Origin of the sequence: Brevundimonas sp., from assembly GCF_036732845.1 — a bacterium.
GTDB lineage: Bacteria > Pseudomonadota > Alphaproteobacteria > Caulobacterales > Caulobacteraceae > Brevundimonas.
In genome coordinates, this window is the sequence record NZ_DAINBO010000011.1 from 18,060 (window position 1) to 39,832 (window position 21,773).

General features: G+C 69.5%; 21 protein-coding genes. 5 read left to right on the forward strand and 16 right to left on the reverse strand.

What is annotated here, in order from left to right:
* Nucleotides 1-52: 52 nt before the first annotated feature.
* Entirely contained in the window at nucleotides 53-547 is a 495-nt protein-coding gene (locus tag V7D63_RS05880) for a hypothetical protein (protein ID WP_333591334.1), read from the reverse strand.
* A 90-nt stretch (nucleotides 548-637) separates the two neighbouring features.
* Nucleotides 638-823: a hypothetical protein gene (locus V7D63_RS05885; protein ID WP_333591335.1), complete on the reverse strand. Its 186-nt coding sequence runs from the start codon at nucleotides 821-823 to the stop codon at nucleotides 638-640.
* Nucleotides 824-1,321: 498 nt separating this feature from the next.
* Between V7D63_RS05885 and V7D63_RS05890 the strand changes: the two genes are divergently transcribed.
* On the forward strand, nucleotides 1,322-2,323 hold the full coding sequence (locus V7D63_RS05890; RefSeq protein ID WP_333591336.1) for a cell wall hydrolase: 1,002 nt from the start codon (nucleotides 1,322-1,324) through the stop codon (nucleotides 2,321-2,323).
* 106 nt (nucleotides 2,324-2,429) lie between these two features.
* Nucleotides 2,430-3,566 (forward strand): acyltransferase family protein, encoded by a 1,137-nt coding sequence (locus V7D63_RS05895; RefSeq protein ID WP_333591337.1) that lies wholly within the window; start codon nucleotides 2,430-2,432, stop codon nucleotides 3,564-3,566.
* 18 nt (nucleotides 3,567-3,584) lie between these two features.
* On the opposite strand, the gene nadC is transcribed toward V7D63_RS05895, so the two are convergent.
* From nadC to V7D63_RS05930, 7 genes are all read right to left on the reverse strand, one after another.
* Nucleotides 3,585-4,430, reverse strand: coding sequence for a carboxylating nicotinate-nucleotide diphosphorylase (gene nadC / locus V7D63_RS05900; protein WP_333591338.1), 846 nt, complete (start codon nucleotides 4,428-4,430; stop codon nucleotides 3,585-3,587).
* Nucleotides 4,427-5,938, reverse strand: a complete 1,512-nt coding sequence (locus V7D63_RS05905) for an L-aspartate oxidase (protein WP_333591339.1) — start codon at nucleotides 5,936-5,938, stop codon at nucleotides 4,427-4,429. The genes nadC and V7D63_RS05905 overlap by 4 nt, the downstream gene beginning before the upstream one ends.
* Nucleotides 5,935-6,807, reverse strand: coding sequence for a metalloprotease (locus tag V7D63_RS05910; RefSeq protein WP_333591340.1), 873 nt, complete (start codon nucleotides 6,805-6,807; stop codon nucleotides 5,935-5,937). Before V7D63_RS05910 ends, V7D63_RS05905 begins: the two co-directional genes overlap by 4 nt.
* Nucleotides 6,808-6,916: 109 nt before the next feature.
* Nucleotides 6,917-7,999: a quinolinate synthase NadA gene (nadA, locus tag V7D63_RS05915; RefSeq protein WP_333591341.1), complete on the reverse strand. Its 1,083-nt coding sequence runs from the start codon at nucleotides 7,997-7,999 to the stop codon at nucleotides 6,917-6,919.
* 87 nt (nucleotides 8,000-8,086) lie between these two features.
* Entirely contained in the window at nucleotides 8,087-8,872 is a 786-nt protein-coding gene (locus V7D63_RS05920; RefSeq protein WP_333591342.1) for a hypothetical protein, read from the reverse strand.
* A gap of 25 nt (nucleotides 8,873-8,897) precedes the next feature.
* Complete coding sequence (locus tag V7D63_RS05925) at nucleotides 8,898-9,446, reverse strand: methylated-DNA--[protein]-cysteine S-methyltransferase (protein ID WP_333591343.1); 549 nt, start codon at nucleotides 9,444-9,446, stop codon at nucleotides 8,898-8,900.
* Nucleotides 9,436-10,542, reverse strand: coding sequence for a bifunctional transcriptional activator/DNA repair enzyme AdaA (locus tag V7D63_RS05930; RefSeq protein ID WP_333591344.1), 1,107 nt, complete (start codon nucleotides 10,540-10,542; stop codon nucleotides 9,436-9,438). The genes V7D63_RS05925 and V7D63_RS05930 overlap by 11 nt, the downstream gene beginning before the upstream one ends.
* A gap of 353 nt (nucleotides 10,543-10,895) precedes the next feature.
* On the opposite strand from V7D63_RS05930, the gene V7D63_RS05935 reads away from it, so the two are divergent.
* Nucleotides 10,896-13,511 (forward strand): M14 metallopeptidase family protein, encoded by a 2,616-nt coding sequence (locus V7D63_RS05935; RefSeq protein ID WP_333591345.1) that lies wholly within the window; start codon nucleotides 10,896-10,898, stop codon nucleotides 13,509-13,511.
* A 99-nt stretch (nucleotides 13,512-13,610) separates the two neighbouring features.
* Here the strand turns inward: V7D63_RS05935 and V7D63_RS05940 are convergent, their stop codons facing one another.
* The 7 genes from V7D63_RS05940 to V7D63_RS05970 form a co-directional block, all read right to left on the reverse strand.
* Nucleotides 13,611-14,873 (reverse strand): dicarboxylate/amino acid:cation symporter, encoded by a 1,263-nt coding sequence (locus V7D63_RS05940; RefSeq protein ID WP_333591346.1) that lies wholly within the window; start codon nucleotides 14,871-14,873, stop codon nucleotides 13,611-13,613.
* Between the two features lie 73 nt (nucleotides 14,874-14,946).
* A complete protein-coding gene (locus V7D63_RS05945; RefSeq protein WP_333591347.1) occupies nucleotides 14,947-15,642 on the reverse strand; it encodes a hypothetical protein in 696 nt (231 codons plus the stop codon).
* 2 nt (nucleotides 15,643-15,644) lie between these two features.
* A complete protein-coding gene (locus tag V7D63_RS05950; RefSeq protein ID WP_333591348.1) occupies nucleotides 15,645-15,854 on the reverse strand; it encodes a helix-turn-helix transcriptional regulator in 210 nt (69 codons plus the stop codon).
* Nucleotides 15,847-16,527 carry a hypothetical protein gene (locus V7D63_RS05955; RefSeq protein ID WP_333591349.1) on the reverse strand — a complete coding sequence of 227 codons (681 nt, stop codon included), beginning with the start codon at nucleotides 16,525-16,527 and terminating at the stop codon, nucleotides 15,847-15,849. The genes V7D63_RS05950 and V7D63_RS05955 overlap by 8 nt, the downstream gene beginning before the upstream one ends.
* A 68-nt stretch (nucleotides 16,528-16,595) precedes the next feature.
* Nucleotides 16,596-17,111 carry a methylated-DNA--[protein]-cysteine S-methyltransferase gene (locus V7D63_RS05960; RefSeq protein ID WP_333591350.1) on the reverse strand — a complete coding sequence of 172 codons (516 nt, stop codon included), beginning with the start codon at nucleotides 17,109-17,111 and terminating at the stop codon, nucleotides 16,596-16,598.
* A gap of 54 nt (nucleotides 17,112-17,165) precedes the next feature.
* Complete coding sequence (locus V7D63_RS05965) at nucleotides 17,166-18,251, reverse strand: hypothetical protein (RefSeq protein WP_333591351.1); 1,086 nt, start codon at nucleotides 18,249-18,251, stop codon at nucleotides 17,166-17,168.
* 29 nt (nucleotides 18,252-18,280) lie between these two features.
* The gene (locus tag V7D63_RS05970; protein WP_333591399.1) at nucleotides 18,281-18,547 is read right to left on the reverse strand and encodes a PadR family transcriptional regulator; all 267 of its coding nucleotides are present in this window, start codon (nucleotides 18,545-18,547) and stop codon (nucleotides 18,281-18,283) included.
* A gap of 205 nt (nucleotides 18,548-18,752) precedes the next feature.
* On the opposite strand from V7D63_RS05970, the gene uvrB reads away from it, so the two are divergent.
* The gene (uvrB, locus tag V7D63_RS05975) at nucleotides 18,753-21,032 is read left to right on the forward strand and encodes an excinuclease ABC subunit UvrB (protein ID WP_442882114.1); all 2,280 of its coding nucleotides are present in this window, start codon (nucleotides 18,753-18,755) and stop codon (nucleotides 21,030-21,032) included.
* A gap of 72 nt (nucleotides 21,033-21,104) precedes the next feature.
* Complete coding sequence (locus tag V7D63_RS05980; protein WP_333591352.1) at nucleotides 21,105-21,767, forward strand: hypothetical protein; 663 nt, start codon at nucleotides 21,105-21,107, stop codon at nucleotides 21,765-21,767.
* The last annotated feature ends 6 nt before the right edge of the window (nucleotides 21,768-21,773 follow it).

A 21,773-nucleotide genomic window follows, 5' to 3' on the forward strand; every position in this document is an offset into this window, starting at 1 on the left:
ATTTGGGATGCCGCACGCTGAACCCCAAACGGCGGCGAAAATCAAGGGTCGCTTAGCCGGATTCGCCCGCGGGGCGCGCGCCTTGCAGCAAGGTCAGGATCAGCATGTCCTGATCCACGGGCGTCCGGCAGCCCAGATCCAGGCCCCGCACCCGCGTCGTCACGCCGTCGTGGCGGATGCAGGCGGCGACCGGCCGACCGGTCAGGGCGCGGCATCCGGTCCAGGTCGTGGCCCAGTGCAGCGTCAGCCCCGAGGCCAGGGTCTGGGACCCGGCGTCCTCGCCCGTGTCGCCGCGTTCCCCCAGGGCCGTGCGCATGGCTTCTTGCGAACAGGGTTCGGTCTCGGACACCTCGACATAGGCGGCGGTGCGCGTCCAGGTCCGGTCGCCCTCCAGCACCAGGCCGCCGTCGAAACGTTCGACCCGCAGGGCGGCGGGATCATAGGCCGTCTCCAGCCCGCCCAGCCGCAACGTCGCCGCCTGACCGACGGCCAAGGGCGCGACAAGGGGCGCGGCGAGGCTCAACAGCACAAGGGCGGCGGTCTTCATCGGCGTCTCCGTTGCGCCGATTGGAGCGGTTCGGACCTCTTTCGTCGTCTGTCGAGACCTGACGTCGCCGTCCCGCGTCGGCCGCGCGCGTCAGTTCGGTTTCGACGCCTGGCCCACCGCCGCGCCCGCCGCGCCGCCCACGACGGCCCCCACGGGACCGGCCACCACCGCCCCGGCCACGGCGCCGGTCGCCGCCTTCTGTTCGATGGTCGCGCCGCAACCGGCCAGCATCAACACGGCCAGGCCGCACGACGCCGCCTTGTTTGAAACTCTCATGCTCTCGCGTCTCCTGTCCGTCCGATGAAACGAACCGGCCCGAACGGCGGTTCCCTCGCCACAGTCGTTTTCAGATTTCGACGGGAAACGGATCACCGTGAATCCTGACGAACAATCGTCGCCGGATCGATTCGACGATGGCTGTGCAGACGCTCAGACGATGGATACAGTATTGCACCGCACAGCTAGAGCGATGACGCCTCCACATCTGACGATACGGCTCAACCGCGCGAAATCTTCTCATTTTTGTTGCGGCGCAGCATTAAGTTGCGAATCAACCACATTGACGCCATAAACGGATGGCTATAGGCGCGCCTTCCCGACGCCCGGTCCCATGCCGAGCACCGGTTCCGCGGCCGAACCCCGAGACGGGCGTTCGGCAGGCGAGACGACCCGAGGGCGACGATTCCCGCCCTGCTGAACAGGACCACGCCTTTGTCCCATGCCCTCAGCCTGAGCGCCTTCAGGCCTGCCGACCGTGTGGCCCGTATGCGGCCCATGGCGACGGCGGCCGTGTTCGGCGGTCTGGTCGGGTTGGCCGTCGGCGGCGCCTATCTGGGCGGCGCGGCGGCGAAGGCGAGCACGGTGCGCGGCCAGGCCGAGCGCATTCAGGCGGCGACGTCCGCCGGTTTCACCGAAGAGGCCCTGTCGGCCGCCGCCGGGGGTCTGGACGAAGGCGCCCTGGCCATCGCCCGGCGTCATGATCCCTACACCGTCGCCGGCTCGGCCCAGCGGGACCGTCAAGCGGCCCTTCTGACCGCGCGGCTGGAACAGCTTCGCGGAACCCCCGCCGCCGGTCTGCGTCGCGTCAGCCTGACCGGTCCCACGGTCCAGCCCTTCCGTCTGGGCGTCGCCATCGACGAATCCCGCGATCTCGATTGCCTGACCCAGGCCGCCTATTACGAAGCGCGCGGCGAAGGTTCCGACGGCATGAAGGCCGTGGCCCAGGTGGTGTTGAACCGCGCCCGCCACGGCGCCTTCCCCAACAGCGTCTGCGGCGTGGTGTTCCAGGGCGCCGGTCGCCGCACCGGCTGCCAGTTCAGCTTCACCTGCGACGGCTCCATGCAGGGCCGCGTCAACCGCGCCGCCTGGAACCGCGCCCGCGACATCGCCTCGCGCGCCCTGTCCGGCTACGTCTATGCGCCGGTCGGTTCAGCCACCCATTTCCACACCACCGGCGTCGCCCCGGCGTGGCGCAACTCTCTGGTGCGGGTGACCCAGGTGGGCCAGCACCTGTTCTACCGCTTCGGCGGCCGTTCCGGCTCCAGCGCGGCCTTCACCTACGCCGCGCGCCCCTCGGCCGCGACCGACCAGGGCCAGTTGATCCAGGCTGGTCTCGATCCGGTCGAGACCGCGCGCCAGGCCGGTCAGGCCGTGGCCTACACCCTGCTGCTGGCGCAGGAGGCCCGCCCCGCCGCGACGGCCGAGGTCTCGACGACGGCTCAGGCTGCGCCGACTGCCGCCGCCGCTCAGGACGCCGCCGCCAAAAACCCCGCCTAGGGTCCGTCTCCGACACCGCGTATCGCACCGTCCATGACGAGCATGGAACGGAGCTTGCGGGTCTGATCGGCAACCGTCCCGCTCCGGGACGGATGAGGCCTCGATCATGTCCGCGTTCTCGTCCCCGACATCCTCCACCCCCTTGCGCGGCGGGGCGCTGGACGCCTTGCGCTTCGTCGCCGCCCTGTTCGTCGTGGTGTTCCATTTCGGGGACCAGGCGCCGGTCGCCCTCAGTGAACTGCATCCCTTCCTGGGCCGCGGCTATCTGGCGACCGACTTCTTCCTGATGCTGTCGGGCTTCGTCCTGGCCAAGGCCTATGGACCGGCGGTCGCCGCGCACCGCATCTCGCTGGGGCGGTTCTGGTCCAAGCGGTTCGTGCGCTGCTATCCGACCCATCTGATCACCCTGGCCCTGTTGGCCGCCATGGTCGGCGCGGGCGCCCTGCTGGGCTTCACCTCGGACAATGCGGGCCGTTTCGACTGGTCCGGCCTGCCCGCCCAGGTGCTGCTGCTGCACGCCTTCGGCCTGGGCGGCGGTCACTGGAACATCCCCAGTTGGACCATTTCAACCCTGCTGATCTGCTACGCCTTCTTCCCGGTGCTGTGGCGCGCCATGCTGCGCATCGCCAATCCGGCCTCCGCGCTCAGCCTGGGCCTGCTGATCCTGACGGTCTCGAACCTGCTCAGCGTCGCCCTGCTCGGCAGCGAACAGTTCAACCTGCCGTTCCAGTGGTGCTTTTTCCGCGCCGCACCGCTGTTCCTGGTCGGCCTGACCCTGGCGCGCGCGGTGCAGACCGCCGACTTCAAGGCCTCGACGGCGCGCGTCATCGGCTTCGGCGGCGGCGCGGTCCTGGTGCTGAACGCCGTGCTGGCCGGTCCCGACATGATCAACATCCTGTCGATCTGCGCCGTCATGATCGGCTGCGGCGCTTCGCCGACCACCCGCGCCCTGCCCTTCGCCGCCTGGGGCGCGCGGGTCAGCTTCTGCCTGTTCATGGTCCACACCCTGACCGGCGCGGTCTGGTTCGACGTGGTGCAGCCCCTGGCCACGCGCCTGGTTCCGGCCCTGGCCGACGGTCCCGTGCTGGGCTGGGCGATGTGGAGCGGCGCCTTGGTCGCCACCGTGATCGGCGCGGCCCTGTACGACCGCTTCGTCGACAGCCCAATCCAGCGCGTGCTGAACGCCCGCCTGTTCGGCCGCCGCCCCGCGCCTCAGCCCCAGATGGAGACGGCTGCGGCCTGATCCCTCACGCCTGATCCCTCAGGCCGCGTCCAGGCCGATGTCCAGCACCGGCGCCGAATGGGTCAGGGCGCCGACTGAGATCACGTCCACCCCGGTGCGGGCGATGTCGCCGACCGTCTCCAGCGTCACCCCGCCCGAGGCCTCCAGCACCGGGCGGCCAAAGGGGCTGGTCTTGGCCCGTTCGACCGCCTCGTGCAGGGCCGCCAGGCTGAAGTTGTCCAGCATGACCACATCGGGCCGTTCGACCAGGGCCTGATCCAACTGGTCCAGGGAATCCACCTCGACCTCGATCTTGACCAGGTGGCCGACGTGCGCGCGCGCGCGCCGCACCGCCGGACCGACCCCGCCGCAGACGACGACGTGGTTGTCCTTGATCAGGACGGCGTCATCCAGGCCGAAGCGATGGTTCATCCCGCCGCCGCAGGCCACGGCGTGTTTTTCCAGCGCGCGCAAGCCGGGCGTGGTCTTGCGGGTGTCGGCGATGCGCGCCTGGGTTCCCTTCACCGCCTCGACATAGGCGCGGGTCAGGGTCGCGATCCCGCACATCCGGCCCAGGATGTTCAGCGCCGTCCGTTCCGCCGCCAGCAGGGCGCGGGCCTTGGCCTGGACCCGCACCAGGGCCGCCCCGGCGCCGAAGGCCTGGCCGTCCGTGACCAGGGTCTCGACCACGGCCTCGGCGTCCAGCATCCGCACGGCGATCCGCACCGCGTCCACGCCCGCCGCGACCCCGGCCTTGCGCGCGGCGAACACGCCGTCCATCCGAGCGTCGGCGGGGATGCAGGCCTGGCCGGTCAGATCGCCCGCCCGGCCCAGGTCCTCGGCCAGCGCCGCACGCACCACCGGTTCGATCAGAAACTCCATCATGCCGCGGCCCTCTCGCGCCGATTCAGTCGAACAAGGGTGTGCGCCGCCACGTCCGACGTCTCGGGCCGGTCGTCGCGCCAATGCCCGCCCCGGCTCTCGCGCCGGTCCAGCGCCGCCTGGGCGACCAGCCGCGCCGCCGTCAGCGCCGCCGCGTCCGGGCGTTTCGCCTCCAGCCGGTCGATCAACGTCAGCAAGCTCATCAGTCCCGCCGCGTCCCGCACCGGCCCGGCATGGGCCGTCATGGCCGCGCGCAGTTCGGCCAGGTCCGCCTCGAGCAGATCCGTGGCGATCCGATCCGCCGCACCCTCGCCGGCCGGCGCCGTCTCGGCCGCCGCCGCCCGCCCGGCGCGCCGTCCGAAGGCGGCCGCCTCCAACAGGCTGTTGGAGGCCAGGCGATTGGCGCCGTGCACCCCCGCCGCCGCGCATTCGCCGACGGCGTACAGACCCTTCAGGCTGGTGCGCCCGTCCGCGTCGGCGGCGATCCCGCCCATGTGATAGTGGGCCGCCTCGGCCACCGGCATGGGGTTCAAGCGCGGATCGATCCCCGCCCCCATGCAGGCCGCGAAAACGGCGGGAAAGTGATCGGGGAACCGCGCGCCGACCGCTCGCGTCGCATCCAGAAAGGCGCCGCGCCCCTCCATCCGCGCCCGGTGCACCGCCCGGGCCACGACGTCGCGCGGGGCCAGGTCGGCGTCGGTCTCCGGTCCCAGCAGGAACCGGCCCTGACGATCCACCAGCCGCGCGCCCTCGCCGCGCAGGGCCTCGGTCGCCAGGGGCGCCGGGTCCAGGCCCAGGTCCAGGGCCGTCGGATGGAACTGCACGAACTCCGGGTCCATGATCGTCGCCCCGGCCCAGGCCGCGATCGCCAGCCCCTCGCCGCGCAAGGCCGCCGGATTGGTCGTCACGGCGTACAGGCCGCCGATCCCGCCGGTCGCCAGCACCACCGCCGAGGCCGTGACCTCGGCCCGGCGCCCGTCGCGCTCCAGCACCGCGCCGGTCACGCGTCCGGCCGCATCCTGCATCAGGCCGCGCAGGCGGGCGTCCTCCCAGATCTCGATGTTCGGCTCGGCCCGCGCCGCCGCGGCCATGGCCGACAAGATGGCCCGCCCCGCCCCGTCGCCGCCCACCCGCGCCACCCGCGCCCGCCCGTGCGCCGCCTCGCGGCTCAGCGCATAGCCGCCGTCCGCATCCCGGTCGAAGGGTGCGCCCAGGGCCGACAGCCAATCCACCGTCTCGCGCCCGGCCTCGGTCAGCGCCCGCGCCGCAGCCGCCTCGACCAGGCCCGCGCCCGCCGCCGCCGTGTCGGCCGCATGGTCCGCCGCGCTGTCGTCGGCGCTCAGGGCCGCCGCGATCCCGCCCTGCGCCCAGGCCGAGGCGCAGGCGTTCAACAGCGTGTCCGGCGTGACCACCAGAACCTTGGCTCCCGCCCGCGCCGCCTCCAGCGCCGCCGACAGTCCGGCCAGGCCACCGCCGACGATCAGTGGGCCGTCATGGCGTCTGCGGTTCATGCCGCCGCGCCTGCGACCGGGGCGAAATTCAGACCCATGAAGCCCAGGCCCAGCTCGATCCCGCCCATGATCGTGCCGTCGCTCATCAGCGCCAGGGGCGCGACGGTTGCCGCCGCACAGGCCGCCGCCGTCAGCAGATACAGGCCCAGGCTCTTGGCCGTCTCGGACGCGGTCAACGGCCGCTCCTCGTCCGAGCGCTGACCGCCGCCGCGCAGGCGGCCGATGACGGCGATGGCCAGGAAGGTCGCCAGAAACCAGCGGCCGGTCATCACGCTCCAGATCACCACCACGCCGCCGACGGCGACCAGCACCGCCTTCTCCAGCATCGGGTGCGCCCGCGCCAGCACCGGTCCCAGGGCCTTGGACCCGTCCAGCGGCGACGCCGGGACCAGGTTCACCAGATTGATCATGGCGATGAAGAAGGCCCCGAACAGCCACGCCCCGCCGCCCAGCGTCATCCACGCCGCGACGAAGGGGATCATGGCCAACAGACCGAAGGCCGGTCCCGCCAGGGACACCAGCACCCCATGCCATTCGCTGACCGGATTGCGCTGGCCCCGCGCCAGTCCGCCCAGGAAGGGGACGACATGGATATGCGCCGGTCCCATGCCCAGCCGGTTCATCGCCAGCACATGGCCGTACTCATGCACGAACAGGCCGAACACACCGGCCAGGGCCGCGACCCAGGTCCCCGTCACCCACCACAGGAAGCCGCCCAGCAGCAGGGTGGAGATCACCGCCCAGACCGGGTTCTGCGGACCCTCCAACGGCGCGGTCTCGCGCACCGGTTCGGCGCGCGCGGGGGCGGGCCGCATCGGGTGGGAATCCCAGGGACCGGGGCGACGGGCGGGGGGTTCGATCTCGCTCATTTGCCTGACCTGGGCCGTATCGGCCGCACCAGCAAGGCCGCCAGGGCCAATAGCCGCAGGGTGCGCGGGTCCAGCGTCGCCACCGCCCGCACCGGCGCCACATAGTGCATCAGATCAGCTCCACCGCCGGATGATGGCCGCGCGCCCGCACCAGGTCGTAGCGCGCCGGAACAGCGGGCGGCGGCAGATCGACCATCCGCTGCACGGCGCGGCGCGCCCGCTCGGCCACGGCGTCATCCACCGTCACCTCGAACCGCATGTGCAACAGCGCGTCGCGGATGTTCTCCAGCGTGATACGCTTCATGTGCGGACACAGGTTGCAGGGACCGATGAATTTCGTCTCCGGCGCCTCGGCCGCGACATTGGCCGCCATCGAACATTCGGTGATCAGCACCACCTGCTTGGGCCGGTTCGCCACGACATAGTCGTTCATCGCCGCTGTCGATCCGGCGAAGTCCGCCGCCTCCAGCACGCTTTCCGGGCACTCCGGGTGGGCCAGGATCTGGGCGCCCGGATAGGCCGCGCGCATCTCGGCGACATCCTGCGCGGTAAAGCGTTCGTGCACTTCGCACCGGCCGGCCCAGGCGATGATCCCGATGTCGGTTTGGGCCGCGACGTTGCGCGCCAGATATTCGTCGGGGATCAATATGACCCGGTCCACGCCCCATTCGCGCGCGGCCCATTCCACCACCTGGACGGCGTTGGCGGACGTGCAGCAGATGTCGGTCTCGGCCTTCACATCGGCGGTGGTGTTCACATAGGTGACGACCGGCAGGCCCGGATAGCGCGCCTTGATCAGCCGCACGTCCGCCCCGGTGATCGAGGCCGCCAGCGAACAGCCCGCCAGCGGATCGGGGATCAGCACCGTCTTGTCCGGCGACAGGATCTTGGATGTCTCGGCCATGAAGTGGACGCCCGCCTGGACGATCACCTTCGCATCCGACCGCGCCGCCTCCTTCGCCAGCCCCAGGCTGTCGCCGACATAGTCGCCGACCCCGTGAAAGATGTCGGGCGTCATATAGTTGTGGGCCAGGATGACCGCGTCGCGCTGGACCTTCAGCCGGTTGATCTCGGCGATCAGCGGGGCCTTTTGCGCCCACTCCAGCGGCGTCACATGATCGCGCACCTTGGGCCAGATGTGATCGGTGGCCTTGGCCACATCCGCACCGAACCCAAACCCTCCGTCCGCCATCTCGGCCTCCGCTCAATCCTTATGCTCATATCTAGCATAAGCGGGAGGAATGTAGGCTGATCGGTGAGGGATGCAAGGGGCGATCCGCTATAACGGCTCGTACGAGAGCGCCACCAACAGCAGCATGTTGCTGGCTATGACGTGAAAGACCTTGCCCTCGGTCGCGGACGCATCAACGCCCTCCACGACATACACCTTACGTCCTTCCGTCGAACGGATGAGGGACCTGACGTGGTCGTTCCTGACGTATGCAGGGTGATCGGCGCGACAATCCCGCAGACGCATGCCGCGAACGATGCAACTGACCTCATGCTCAGGATTGGCGGGCGGTCGGTAGGGCCATGCATCTGGGCCGCGGCCGCGGCGGGGCGGGTCGAGCTGAATTTCCTCCGCCTCTTCCAACAGGTCGCGGTCGTCCTCCAACGCCCAACCGCAAGCGGTCAGGACCCGATCCAGGTTTTCAGACTCCGAGGGCAGGTCGAAATTCGCGCTGAGCGCTGTCGTCGCATCCGGGCCTGTCCTCATCGCATAGACGCCGCCTCCACGGAGAAAGCGCGCGTCCCGACCCGGTGAGGCGCTGCGGTACACGCCGGGCGCGATCGGCGCCCAGACCTGCTCCGCGCTTCTGCCGTCGACCCGTGTCCCGGTGAGGTGGATTTGGGCATCCGATTGCGGCAACCCGGTCACCGCCAATCTCAGCCTGCCGTCTTCGCATTGAAGCACAATCATCTGACCGCCTTCGTACCGAACGGCGGCGACCGATAATTTCCGCGCGGGGTCTTCCTGAAACTCCCAGTCGTCGTCCTGCGCGCAAGCGATCGACGGCGCCGTCAGCATCATCAGCGCGGCCGCCGCCAGGAACCCCTTGGTCATGCGATCTACTCCATATGCGAGCCTATCACGCCGCTCTGGATGCGCTCTCGTCAACAACGGCGACGACCGCCGCCCCCTCGTGCGCCAGCAGCCACGTCTTGCGCTCCAGCCCGCCCGCATAGCCGGTCAGGGTCCCGTTCGCCCCGATCACCCGGTGACAGGGATTCAGCACCGCGACCGGGTTCTGGCCGTTGGCCGCACCCGCCGCGCGCACCGCCCTGGGCCGTCCGACCGCCGCCGCCAACTGGCCGTAGCTGCGCGTCTCGCCCGCCGGAATGGCGCGTAGCGCCGCCCACACCGCCTCCTGGAAATCCGTGCCCGCCGTCTTCACCGCCACGCCGTCGAACGCCCGCGCGTCGCCGCCGAAATAGGCCGCGACCGCCGCCCGCGCCCTGGCGTCGGCGCGGCCCTCGACCACTTCGCCCCCCGGCGCGTGCCGGGCCAGCAGGCGTCGCATCCGGTCCTCGAAATCGGCGAAGTCCAGCGCCCGCACCGCGCCCTGGGCGTCGGTCACCAGCAGCACCTCGCCCACCGGCGACGGCAGGCGTTCCAGGGTCAAAATTTCAGGCCGCATCTCTCGTCTCCTCGATCTCGATCCCGGCGGCCGCCAGATGCGCCGCCGCATAGGCCCGCCAGGGCCGCCAGTTCTCCGCCCGCGCCAGCATGGCCGCGCTCCAGTCCTTCGGCGCCCGGTCGCTGGGCGTGTCCTCGCCGTCGTCGATCCATCGGCCCGCCAGTCTCAGGCCCGGCCGCGCCCGGACCAGGGGCGCCAACAGCGGATCGGCCGACAGGTCGCGCCCGATGGCCTCGGGGTCCGCCGACAGGTCGAACACCCGCCGCACCCGCGCCAGCACCCCGGGCAGGGCCTTCAGGTCCGACGCCTCGACCGTCGCCGCCAGCCGCCCGCCAGACCCTGGATCGGCCGCCCCCCGCTCCACGACCACCGACCCGCTCGCGCCGTCGACCGCCGGGTCCAGCACATGGGTCCAGCGCCCGTCCGCCACCGCGTCGCCGCGCGCGGCCAGCGCCGCGATCAATCCGTCCCAGTCATAGGGCGCGCGATAGGTCAGGTTCAGCCTGACCCCCGCCCCCGGCGCCCGCTCGCCGCGCCGCCTCAGGGCGCCGGGCGGCCGGTCGTACAGGGCCTGAAAGGTCTCGTTGAAGCGGCGCACGCTGCCGAACCCGGCCGCCAGGGCGACCTCGGCCATCGGCAGGTCGGTCTCCTGGATCAGCGCCTTGGCCAGCAGCACGCGCCGGGTCTGGGCCACGCTGACCGGGGCGGCGCCCAGATGCTGGCGGAACAGCCGCCGCAAATGCCGCTCGCCGACGCCCAGCCGGTCGGCCAGGGCCTCGGTCGATCCCGCGTCCAGCGCCCCGGCCTCGATCAGGGACAGCGCCCGGCTGACGGTGTTGGAGGTGCCGCGCCAAGCGCCCATGTCCGGCGCCGTCTCGGGACGGCAGCGCAGGCAGGCGCGGAACCCCGCCGCCTCGGCCGCCGCCGCCGTGGCCACGAAGATCATGTTCTCGCGCCTGGGCGTCCGCGCCGGACAGACCGGACGGCAGTAGATGCCCGTCGTCTTCACACAGCCGAAGAACCGCCCATCGAACCGCGCATCGCGCGTGACGACGGCGCGATAGCAGGCCTCCTGATCCAGATCGGTCGTATCCATGGGTGGAGTGATAGGCGGGCAAGCCGGGTTCGTCTCGCGGTTTTCGGACATGGAGGCGCGGCGCACTGCGCCGCGCCGACGAAGACCACGCGCGCCTTCTCCCTCCCCCGGAGTGGGGAGGGTGGCTGAGCCGAAGGCGAAGACGGGTGGGGGCGAGCCTCGCGCGCGGTGGTTCTCAGTTGGGCGCAGGCTAAGGTTTCGACGACGGAGCGCGTGGTCTCACCCCACCCGTCGCTTCGCGCCACCCTCCCCATCAAGGGGAGGGAGAGTCTTCCGCCACGCCCCCAGCAGCCTCCCACCTTCCCGCCCCGCTTCGCCCCGTCTAGGGTGCGCGCCCATATCCGAGGGTCTCCATGTTTCGTCGTCTGTCGCTGGTCCCGGCGCTCGCCGCCCTGATCCTGTCCGCCGCGCCCGCCCAGGCCCAGACCCTTCCGTCCATCGAGACCGTCGTCGGTCACGCCTCGGGCGCCGAGATCACCCGTTCGGCCGATGTGCGGCGCTATTTCGACGCCCTGGCCGCCGCCGATCCGGCGCGCGTCCGCATCGGCGAATACGGCCGCACATGGGAGGGCCGCCCGCTGTTCTGGGCCGCCGTCGGATCGGCCGCCAACATCGCCCGGCTGGAGCAGATCAAGGCCGCCTCGCGCGCCCTGGCCGATCCGCGTGCGACGCCCGCCGCCCAGGCCCGCGCTCTGATCGCCGACATGCCCGTCATCGTCTGGATGGCCTATTCCGTCCATGGCGATGAGATCAGCCCCGCCGACGCCGCCATGGCCGCCGCCCGCCATCTGCTGACCACGCCCGAAGGCCAGGGCTGGCTTCAGAACGTGGTCGTGGTCTTCGTGCCGACCCAGAACCCCGACGGGCGCGAACGCTTCCTGGCCGGCTTTGAACAGGCGCGCGGCCTGGCGCCCGATCCCGATCCCCTGTCGGTCGAGCGTGACCAGGACTGGCCCGGCGGCCGCTTCAACCACGCCCTGTTCGATCTGAACCGCGACTGGTTCATCCAGTCCCAGCCCGAAACGCAGGGCCACGCCGCCGCCATCCGCGACTGGCGGCCCCAGGTCGTGGTCGATTCCCACGAGATGGGTTCGGACGACACCTTCTTCTTCCCGCCCGAGGCTCAGCCGCTGAACCCGTGGATCCATCCGCGCACGCTGGAGAACCGCGCCCTGTTCGGCCGCGCCACCGCCGCCCGTTTCGACCAGGCTGGCCTGGGCTATTTCACCGGCAAGGTCTTCGACGCCTTCTATCCCGGCTATGGCGACGGCTGGCCCGGCTATCTGGGCGCGGTCTCCATGACCTATGAGCAGGCGTCCAGCCGGGGCCTGGCGGCGCGCCGCACCTCGGGCGAGGTCTTCACCTATGCCGACACGGTGCGCGGCCACCTGACCGCCAGCCTGGCCACCATCGAGACCGCCGCGAGAAATCGGGAAAGGCTGCTGAACGACTTTCACGCCTATCACGTGGACGGCGCGGCCGGACGCGGGGCCTATCTGATCTCGCGCGCAGGCGACGCCTCGGCCGCCGACCGTCTGGCGGGCCTGCTGGTGCGTCAGGGGGTCGAGGTCGGCCGCGCGCGCACCGCCTTCGCCGCCTGCGGCAAGACCTATCAGGCGGGCGACTATGTCGTGAACCTGGCCCAGCCCCAGCGCCGCATGGCCGAGGTGCTGATGAACCCCGACGTGCCGCTGGACCCCGCCTTCCTGGCTGAACAGGAGCGTCGTCGCGCGCGCGGCCTGGGCGACGAGATCTATGACGTCACCGCCTGGTCCCTGCCGCTGATGGCCGGGATCGAGGCGCCGCGCTGCGCCGCCGCGCCCGCCGTCGCCGTCGAGGCGCGCGGACCGGAGTTCTTCGACGCCGTTCCGGTGACCGCGCCGGACGCGGCCTGGGGCTATCTGGTCGCGCCGGGCGACGCCGGACTGCATTTCCTGACCGCGGCCCTGCGCGCCGGGCTGGACGTGCGCTCCAACGACAAGCCCTTCGTCCAGAACGGCCGCACCTGGCCCGCCGGGACCCTGATCCTGCCCCGCGCGGGCGACCCGGGCGACCTGACCGCGACCGTCGCGCGGCTGGCGGCCCAGACCGGCGCGGCCGTCACGGGCGTCGAGTCCTCATGGGTCGAGTCCGGGGCCAGCTTCGGCGGCGGCGACGTGGTGCGCCTGCGCGCGCCCCGCATCGCCGTGGCCTGGGACAACCCCGCCTCGCCCACCGCCGCCGGCGCCGTGCGCTGGATGCTGGAGCGCGAGTACGGCTATCCCATCACCATCATCCGCACCGAGACCCTGGGCCAGGCCGACCTGTCGCGCTTCCAGGTCGTGATCCTGCCGTCGGGCGGCGGCTATAAGGGCGTGCTGGGCGACGGCGGGGTGGCCAATCTGCGTGACTGGGTGTCGCGCGGCGGCGTGCTGATCAGTCTCGGCTCGGCCACCCGCCTGCTGGCCGACCCCGGCGCCGAGATGCTGGCCGCCCGCCGCGAGCGCGCGGTGATCGAGGGCGAGGGCGGCGACGATCCGTCCGACAAGGCCGTGGTCGACGGCGGCCTGATCGAGGCCGAACCCGCCTATCTGGAGCAGATCCATTCCGACCGCCGCAATCCCGACAGCGTCGCGGGCGTCCTGGCCTACGCCTCGGTCGATCCCGACCACTGGCTGGGGGCAGGCCTGCCGCCGCGCCTGACGGTGCTGGCGGGCGGTTCGGACATCTACACGCCCCTGCGCCGCGACCAGGGCGTCAACGCTGTGCGCTTCGTCGCCGCCGACGCCCTGTTGGCCTCGGGCCAGCTCTGGACCGAGAACCGGCGTCAACTGGCCTTCAAGCCGGTCGCCATGGTCGCCGAGAACGGGCGCGGCCAATACGTCGCCTTCACCCAGGACATCACCACGCGCGGCTATCTTCAGGGGCTGAAGGGCCTGTTCCTGAACGCCGTCTTCCGCGGCCCGGCGCATTCCAGCCCGAACTGGTAGGGGCGAGTCGAAGGGGAACGGCGCGTCGCGCCGTGATGACGCACGCCTCTGTCCCCCAGCTCCGTCATCCTCGGGTCAAGCCCGAGGATGACGATGAGGTCAAACCTCCGCCTCAGCATCCTCGCCCTGGACGATGCGGGCCACGGCCAGGTCGGCGGTGACGTTGCCCACCGTGCGGAAGATGTCGGGGATGACCTCGACCGCCAGCAGCAGGGGCAGCACCTCGACCGGCACGCCCATGGCCACGCAGATCGGGGCGATGGAGACGAAGAACGAGATCTGACCCGGCAGGCCGACGCTACCGATGCTGACCAATATGGCCGTCAGCATCCCCGCCAGGATGTGCGCCATCGAAATCTCGACCCCAAACAGATGGGCGCAATAGATGACCACGGCCAGGTTGGCGACCGGGCTGGTGATGCGGAACAGGGCCACCGCCAGCGGCAGCACCAGCCCCGCCGTCGGCCGCGCCACGCCCAGGAAGTCCACCGCCCGCTCGACCATCACCGGCAGGCTGGCCAGCGACGACTGGGTCGAGAAGGCCACCACCTGGGCCGGGGCCGCCGCCCGCGCGAACCGCGCCAGGCTGACCCGCCCGAACACGATGGCGACCGGATAGATCAGGATGATCAGCCCCACCTGGGCCAGCACCACCAGGGCGACATAGTGGGCCAGGGTCCCGGCCGCGCCCACACCCGCCGACAGGCCGACGCCCAGGCCCAGGGCGAACACCCCCAGCGGCGCGGCCAGCAAGACCCAGCGCACGATGATGATCATGGTCTCGGCCACCGCGCCGAAGAAGCCGACCAGCGGCAGGCGCTGGCTCTCGGGCAGGCGGCTGGCCGCGAAGCCGAAGAAGACCGCGAACACCACCAGCCCCAGAATGGCGTCGTCCGCCGCCGCCCGGATCGGATTGGCCGGGGCGATGGTCTTGACGAAGTCGCTGAACGGCGCGCCGCCCGACAGGCCTTCGGGCGTCGCCGGCGCCCCCGCGATCAGGGCCGCCCCGCCCTGCGGGTCGATCGGCCAGATCTGATGCAGTCCGAAACTCGCCAGCACCGCATAGATCGTCGCCGCCGTGATCAATATGGCGAACCACATTATGGCCTTGGCCGCCAGCCGCCCGGTTCGCGCCGCGTCGGCGATGGAGGCGATGCCGGTGACCAACAGCGAAAAGACCAACGGCACGATGGTCATCTTCAGCGCGTTCAGCCACAGGGCGCCCAGGGCGGCGACGCCCCCCGCCGTCGCTTCTCCGCCGGGCAGGCCCCAGCTCTGGGCGGCGGCCCCGGCGGCCAGGCCGATGACCAGGGCCAGCAGAACCTGAATGCTCAGCGGCGGCAGGAAACGGAGTCGGGGCATGGTGTTCATCGGATCAGGCTAGGCGGACGCCGTTCGCCGCGCCACCGCGAAATCATGCCCCAGAAACGGCGGATCAGCCGTCGGCCTCGGCCCGTCTTTCCAGCCAGGCGAAACGCAGGGCCGCCGCCGCGCCCGAGATGCAGATCGCCAGGGGCGCCAACTGGACCGCCAGGTCGCTGCGCCACAGCCCAACGGCGACCAGCCCGGTCATCAGCGTCAGCAACAGGATGAAGGCCGGGATCACCGCCCGCGCCCGATGATGGCGCGTCAGCTCGTCCTCCAGCAGTCGGCGATTCCTCAACGACCGGCCGTCCCAGCCCATGACGACCAGCGGTCCCAGCCAGCCGTACAGCAGACCGCAGAACACCATCAGCCCGTCCCCCAGACCCGCCGTGCCGTTCTGCACCTCGCCGACCGCCTTCACGGCCAGGACTCCGAAGGCGACCATGGAGAAGGGCACGATCGCCAGCATCCGCGCCCGGTCACGCTGCGCCCTGTCCCTGGCGCCGCCGGCCTGGGCCAGACGCCGCGCCTGATCGCCCGGCCTGTACAGCCACGTCAGCAAGACGCCGATCACCGCCAGGCCTAGACCCACGCCCGTGATCACGCCCGCCGAGGTGTCGTCCGTCACCGCGCGGACGCTCGCCAGCACGCCCAGGCCCATGCCGGCCACGCCGACGGCCAGCAACAGCATTCCGCCCTTCATCCGACCCAGCCGCGCCCGCTCCTGGCGCTCCAGCTCCGACCCGTTCATGTCCAATCCCGCCATTTTCAATCCTCTAGCCAGAACAGGTCCTCGACCTTGACCCCCAACGCCCGCGCCAGCCCCAGGGCCAGCGGCGTCGAGGGAACGAAGACGCCGTTCTCGACCGTATTGACCGTCTTTCTGGACACGCCGACCCGTTCGGCCAGTTCAGCCTGGGTCAGGCCCGCCGCCGTGCGCACATCCTTCAGCCGTATGCCCAGCCGCAGTTCACCCATCCTGACCGGCCTTCCGATCCAGCCAGCCGAACCTCAGGGTCGTCGCCGCCCCCGCCGCGCACATCACCAGGGGCGCCAGACGCACCCCCCAGTCCGGCCGCCATAGCCCCACCACGATCACCGCCGAGACCCCGGCCATCAACACGACCAGCCCCGTCGCCACCGCCAAGGCCCGGTGATGGCGCGTCAGCTCGTCCTCCAGCAGCCGCCGTTGCGACGCCGTCAGCCCGCCCCGGCCCAAGACGATCAGCGGTCCCAGCCAGGCATAGGCGATCACCGCCCCGATCATCAGCCGGTCCATGTTGTCGCCTTCGCCCGCCAGCAGCTTGCCGGTCGCGTCGATCGAGATGAGACCGAACAACAGCATGAACACCGGCGACAGGGTCAGCATGATCGAGCGGTTGCGGTGCGCCCGTTCGACAACCCCGGTCGAGGCGCCCAGCGTCCGCGCGTCCTGGCCCGCCCGATTGCGCCACGCCCATAGGGCGCCGACCAGGGCGACGGGCGCCCCGACGCCGATCATCCAGACGGCCGCCGTCGGATGCGACGCCGGGCCGTCGAACCGCATCAGCCCGCCCGCGGCCATCAGGCTGACGCCCAGGCCCATGACGAAACGGCCCAGGCCGTTGCGCGTCTCGCGCTTCTCTTCCCTCTGCTCCAGCGTATCGCCCACGGCGGCCTCCATGTCACCTGTGGGTGACATATCACCTATGGGTTACACCGCTGTCAAGCCCGTTTGTTTCAAAGCAGCAATGCGCCCTCGTGGCGCAACAGCCAGGTCTTGCGCTCCAGTCCGCCGCCGAAGCCGACCATGGCGCCGTCCGCCCCCACCACCCGGTGACACGGCAGAACCAGCGGGATCGGATTGCGGTTCAGGGCCACGCCCGCCGCCTGGGCCGCGCCCGGCTCGCCCGCCCGCCTGGCCGTCTCGCCATAACTCAGGGTGACGCCCGCCGGAACCTGAGCCAGCAAGCGCCAGACCCGGCCGTTGAAGCCGTCGCCCCCGGCGGCGCCCTCCAGCGACCAGACCACCCGGCCCAGGGCCGACAGGTCGCCCGCGAAATAGCCGTCGATCAGGGCGCTCGCCTCCTCGGGCGCGTCGCCCGCCTCCATCGCCGCGCCCGGATATTCGCGGCGCATCGTCCGCTCCAGCCCTTCGCCGAACGACACGCCGCGCAGTCGCCGATCCGGGTCGAAGGCCAGGGCCAGCGGCCCGATCGGACTGGGGCGGGCGGTCAGGGTCAGGCGCGGGATCATCGCCCCATCCTGCCTCGCGCCGCCCGCCGCGTCTCGCGGTTTTCGGTCCCGTCCCTACGCCCGGCCGGTCGAGAGCCGCCGCAGGGCGCCGAAGACCCGCCCCATGATGTCCATCGCGTTGAAGATCAGGATCAGCACCAGAACATGGGCCAGGTCGAACCGGCCCTGGAACAGATCGACCGTCCGGTCGACCAGCCCGCCCAGGCTGTCGATCTGTGCCGCCGGGGCCAGGGCCGACTGGGTCCAGATCCAGTACAGGAAGCCCGCGCCGACGAAGGCCATGATCAGGTCGCCCAGCGCCGCGGGACGCACCGCGCCCGGCGCCGCCGCCCGCACCAGCTCCAGCGCGATCCGCGCCAGGCAATAGGCGATCACCGGCCAGTACAGCGGCCGCACCAGACCGCTCAGGGCCTCGCCATAGTCCACGCCGGGGAACATCGAGCCGAAGGCCGCCAGCAGTTGCTGCGGGTTCAGACCGCCCAGCTCGAACGCCCCGACCCACCACAGCAGGAAGACGCCGAACCACGCCACGTGCCACAGGGCGCCGGCCACCACGCCGCCCTTGCGGTCCTTGCGAACCGGAGCCGCCCCCGCCGAGGCCGCGCCCAGCGTCTCCTTCAGCCCATCGCCGTTCAGCGACCAGACCCGGAAGACCTCCAGATCCTTCACCCGCCATTCGGTCATGAACTCGGGCTTGTTCGGCTGGCGCTCGATGATGAAGCCCGCCACCGCCGCGGCGCCCACGATCATCACCCCGCCGTTCAGCAGCCCGCGCCAGATGTCGGCGATGGCGTCGGGAATGTCCGCCTCGCCGATCACCACGCTGGCGACCGCCCCGATCAGGACCACGACGCCCAGGATCAGCAGCGCCGCCTTCACCGCGAACCACCAATAGGGGAACAGCTCCGGCCCGATCAGATATTCGGCCCCGCCGCGATAGCGCGCCGCTACCGTGAGAGGGTGTCCGAACTCGCGCAGCAGGCCTTCCGTCTCGGCCTCGGTCATCGACCGGCCCAGCTCTTCCTCGCGCGCCTCGACGCGTTCCATCAAGGCGTCGCGCAGTTCGGCCGTGATGTCCTCACGCTTGTCGCGCGGCAGTTGGGCGGCCACCGCCGCCAGATATTGATCGATCAGGGTCATGGCCCCGCCCCCTCGTTGATTGTCCGTGTTCACAGGATCCGCTCCAGCGAATCCGAAATCCGCCGCCATTCGGCGTGCAGGCGCGTCAGCACCGCCTCGCCCTCGTCCGACAGGCGATAGAAGCGTTTCTTGCGCTTCTCCTCCTCGCGCCATTCGCTGACCAGCAGCCCCTGGCTCTCCAGACGGCGCAGCAGCGGATAGAGGGTCGATTCCTCCATCTCCAGCCCGTCCTGGCCCAGAGCGACGCGCAACGAATAGCCGTATTGCTCGGTTCGCAGCCGGGCCAGGACCGCCATCACCAGCGACCCTCGCCTCAGCTCCAGCCGCAGCGTCTCATAAAGATCGGTCTCGCCCACGGCGTGTCCTCACTTGTCGTCACATAGTGTGTGACACACAGTGTATGACGCATACTGTGTGAGCGAGTCAAGCGGCTGGCCTGGCCACCGCACCGCCCGTTCGCGCCCTATGGCGGAAACGCGCCCGCGGACCTACATTCCGTTCATGACTCGTTCTCCCTCCGGCAAATCCAGGTCCGCCCCCGGCATGGCCGAAACCGGCACACCCTTCGCGCCCGTCTCCGGCCCGCGTCTGACGCCGGAGGAAGCGCCCGGCGCACCCGCCGACTGGACCCCGCACCGCCCGTCGCGCCCCGAAAAGCGTCGCCACATCCCCTTCCGTCTGGTCAGCGACTACACCCCCGCCGGCGACCAGCCCGCCGCCATCGCCGAACTGGTCGCCCAGGCGAAGGCCGGCGACCGCGATCAGGTGCTGTTGGGCGTCACCGGCTCGGGCAAGACCTTCACCATGGCCAAGGTCATCGAGGCGACCCAGCGCCCGGCCCTGATCCTGGCCCCCAACAAGACCCTGGCGGCCCAGCTCTATTCCGAGTTCAAGGCCTTCTTTCCCGACAATGCGGTCGAGTATTTCGTTAGCTACTACGACTACTACCAACCCGAAGCTTATGTCCCAAGAACAGACACTTACATCGAGAAAGACAGCTCGATAAACGAGCAAATCGACCGAATGCGCCATTCGGCGACACGCGCTATACTAGAACGTGACGATGTCATCGTTGTGGCGTCCGTGTCCTGCATCTACGGCATCGGTTCGGTCGAGACCTATACGGCGATGACCTTCGATCTGAAGGTCGGCGACGCGGTCGACGAGACCAAGCTGCGGGCTGATCTGATCGCGCTGCAATACAAGCGCAACGACGCCGCCTTCGAGCGCGGGATGTTCAGGAAGCGCGGCGACACCCTGGAAATCTTCCCCGTCCACCTGGAGGACCGGGCCTGGCGCATCAGCCTGTTCGGCGACGAGGTCGAGGCGATCCAGGAGTTCGACCCCCTGACCGGCAAGAAGACCGCCGACCTGGACCAGATCACCGTCTACGCCGCCAGCCACTATGTCACCCCGCGCCCGACGCTGAACCAGGCCATCGACGGCATCAAGGCCGAGATGAAGGAGACGCTCGACTGGATGGTCGCCAACGGCAAGCTTCTGGAGGCCCAGCGTCTGGAGCAGCGCACCCGTTTCGATCTGGAGATGATGCAGGCCACCGGGTCATGCGCCGGCATCGAGAACTATTCCCGCTGGCTGACCGGCCGCGCGCCCGGCGAGCCGCCGCCCACCTTCTTTGAATACATCCCCGACGACGCCCTGCTGTTCGTCGACGAGAGCCACGTGACCATCGGCCAGATCGGCGCCATGTATCGCGGCGACTATCGGCGCAAATCAACCTTGGCCGAATACGGCTTCCGCCTGCCAAGCTGTATCGACAACCGCCCGCTGAAGTTCGACGAATGGGAGGCGATGCGGCCCCAGACCATCCACGTCTCGGCCACGCCCCAGACCTGGGAGATGCAACAGTCGGGCGGCGTCTTCGTGGAACAGGTGATCCGCCCCACCGGCCTGATCGACCCGCCGGTCCAGGTGCGCCCCGTCTCCACCCCCACCCGCACCCAGGTCGACGACGTCATCGACGAGGTGAAGGCGGTCGCGCGAAACGGCTATCGCAGCCTGGTCACCGTCCTGACCAAGAAGATGGCCGAGGACTTGACCGAATACATGCACGAACAGGGGGTGCGGGTCCGCTACATGCACTCCGACGTCGACACGCTGGAGCGGATCGAGATCCTGCGCGACCTGCGGCTGGGTTCGTTCGACGTGCTGATCGGCATCAACCTGCTGCGCGAGGGGCTGGACATCCCCGAATGCGGCCTGGTCGCCATCCTGGACGCCGACAAGGAGGGCTTCCTGCGCTCGGAAACCAGTCTGATCCAGACCATCGGCCGCGCCGCCCGCAACATCGACGGCCGCGTCATCCTGTACGCCGACCGCATCACCGGCTCGATGGAGCGGGCCATGGCCGAGACCGAACGCCGGCGCGAGAAACAGGTCGCCTACAACACCGCCCACGGCATCACGCCCGAGTCCGTGCGCCGCGACATCAAGGAGATTCTGGCCAGTCCGTACGAGAGCCGCGCCCTGGACCGGCTGACCCGCCCCGGCGTGGCGGAAGAGGCCAAACCCTTCACCGGCTCCAACTTCCAGGCCGCGCTGAAGGACATGGAAGGCCGGATGCGCGAAGCCGCCGCCAACCTGGAGTTCGAAGAAGCCGCCCGCCTGCGCGACGAGATCAAGAAAATGAAACTGCTGGACCTGGAGTTCGCCAATGAAGCCCTGACCGGCGCGGACGAAGAGGTGGACAAGGCCGCGCCCAAGCGGTGGCGGGCGGAGGCGGCGGCGGAGAAGGCGGAGCGGATAAGGCGGGGGCGGTGAAAAGAGGAAAAGTAGAGCGCTGGCCAAAGCCTATAGTTGTGGGTAATATATTAACTTCCTGAAGGACTCCCTTTGGCATTTAACAACACAATGAAGATTGAAAGATTCATTAGCGCAGCGACCGCGCTTGATTGGGGTTCGGTGCCAGACTGGGTCGTAGCCCTGACAGCAGCGCTAGGCCTAGTATCGATCATCTATCAACTTCAAGCTCTTCGTAAATCTAATGAAGTGGAAGCTCATTCAAATCGCTTGGAACGATTGAAAATCATATTAGATATAGATCGTGAATTTGAGGAGCCTGCGCTTGCCGCCTCTAGGCAGAGACTTTTTTCTTTATCGCGTTCTATTTCGCGCAAAAGAACAGGTGTCACGCCGCCTTATGTAGACAGAAGCACGGAAAACACCCAACTTGTATCGGGTCACTTGACAGAAATCTGGAAGAAAGCCCGAATATTTGAACCTAAATTGAAATTGTATGAAAATCCAACTGAAGAATATATGGATATTATGAGATATCCCTATTGGCTAGAAACCGTCGGACACTGCTGCCAGATAGGCGTTCTAAACGAAGATGATTTTCTTATACTTTATGACGCCGCCGTAATAAATGGCGTATCCCAAATTATTCCGCACATCGAAGACAGAAGACGAGCCAGCGGAAATAAAAGATTTTTAGAGAATGCTTTGTGGCTATATGAAAAGGCGTTGGCGCGCGGAAACATGCCTGATTCTTAGATCCGA

Coding starts and splice junctions, on each gene's coding strand:
- V7D63_RS05880 (WP_333591334.1), bottom strand. CDS start 547: ATGAAGACCGCCGCCCTTGTGCTGTTGAGCCTCGCCGCGCCCCTTGTC.
- V7D63_RS05885 (WP_333591335.1), bottom strand. CDS start 823: ATGAGAGTTTCAAACAAGGCGGCGTCGTGCGGCCTGGCCGTGTTGATG.
- V7D63_RS05890 (WP_333591336.1), top strand. CDS start 1,322: ATGGCGACGGCGGCCGTGTTCGGCGGTCTGGTCGGGTTGGCCGTCGGC.
- V7D63_RS05895 (WP_333591337.1), top strand. CDS start 2,430: ATGTCCGCGTTCTCGTCCCCGACATCCTCCACCCCCTTGCGCGGCGGG.
- nadC (WP_333591338.1), bottom strand. CDS start 4,430: ATGATGGAGTTTCTGATCGAACCGGTGGTGCGTGCGGCGCTGGCCGAG.
- V7D63_RS05905 (WP_333591339.1), bottom strand. CDS start 5,938: ATGAACCGCAGACGCCATGACGGCCCACTGATCGTCGGCGGTGGCCTG.
- V7D63_RS05910 (WP_333591340.1), bottom strand. CDS start 6,807: ATGAGCGAGATCGAACCCCCCGCCCGTCGCCCCGGTCCCTGGGATTCC.
- nadA (WP_333591341.1), bottom strand. CDS start 7,999: ATGGCGGACGGAGGGTTTGGGTTCGGTGCGGATGTGGCCAAGGCCACC.
- V7D63_RS05920 (WP_333591342.1), bottom strand. CDS start 8,872: ATGACCAAGGGGTTCCTGGCGGCGGCCGCGCTGATGATGCTGACGGCG.
- V7D63_RS05925 (WP_333591343.1), bottom strand. CDS start 9,446: ATGCGGCCTGAAATTTTGACCCTGGAACGCCTGCCGTCGCCGGTGGGC.
- V7D63_RS05930 (WP_333591344.1), bottom strand. CDS start 10,542: ATGGATACGACCGATCTGGATCAGGAGGCCTGCTATCGCGCCGTCGTC.
- V7D63_RS05935 (WP_333591345.1), top strand. CDS start 10,896: ATGTTTCGTCGTCTGTCGCTGGTCCCGGCGCTCGCCGCCCTGATCCTG.
- V7D63_RS05940 (WP_333591346.1), bottom strand. CDS start 14,873: ATGCCCCGACTCCGTTTCCTGCCGCCGCTGAGCATTCAGGTTCTGCTG.
- V7D63_RS05945 (WP_333591347.1), bottom strand. CDS start 15,642: ATGGCGGGATTGGACATGAACGGGTCGGAGCTGGAGCGCCAGGAGCGG.
- V7D63_RS05950 (WP_333591348.1), bottom strand. CDS start 15,854: ATGGGTGAACTGCGGCTGGGCATACGGCTGAAGGATGTGCGCACGGCG.
- V7D63_RS05960 (WP_333591350.1), bottom strand. CDS start 17,111: ATGATCCCGCGCCTGACCCTGACCGCCCGCCCCAGTCCGATCGGGCCG.
- V7D63_RS05965 (WP_333591351.1), bottom strand. CDS start 18,251: ATGACCCTGATCGATCAATATCTGGCGGCGGTGGCCGCCCAACTGCCG.
- V7D63_RS05970 (WP_333591399.1), bottom strand. CDS start 18,547: ATGGCGGTCCTGGCCCGGCTGCGAACCGAGCAATACGGCTATTCGTTG.
- uvrB (WP_442882114.1), top strand. CDS start 18,753: ATGACTCGTTCTCCCTCCGGCAAATCCAGGTCCGCCCCCGGCATGGCC.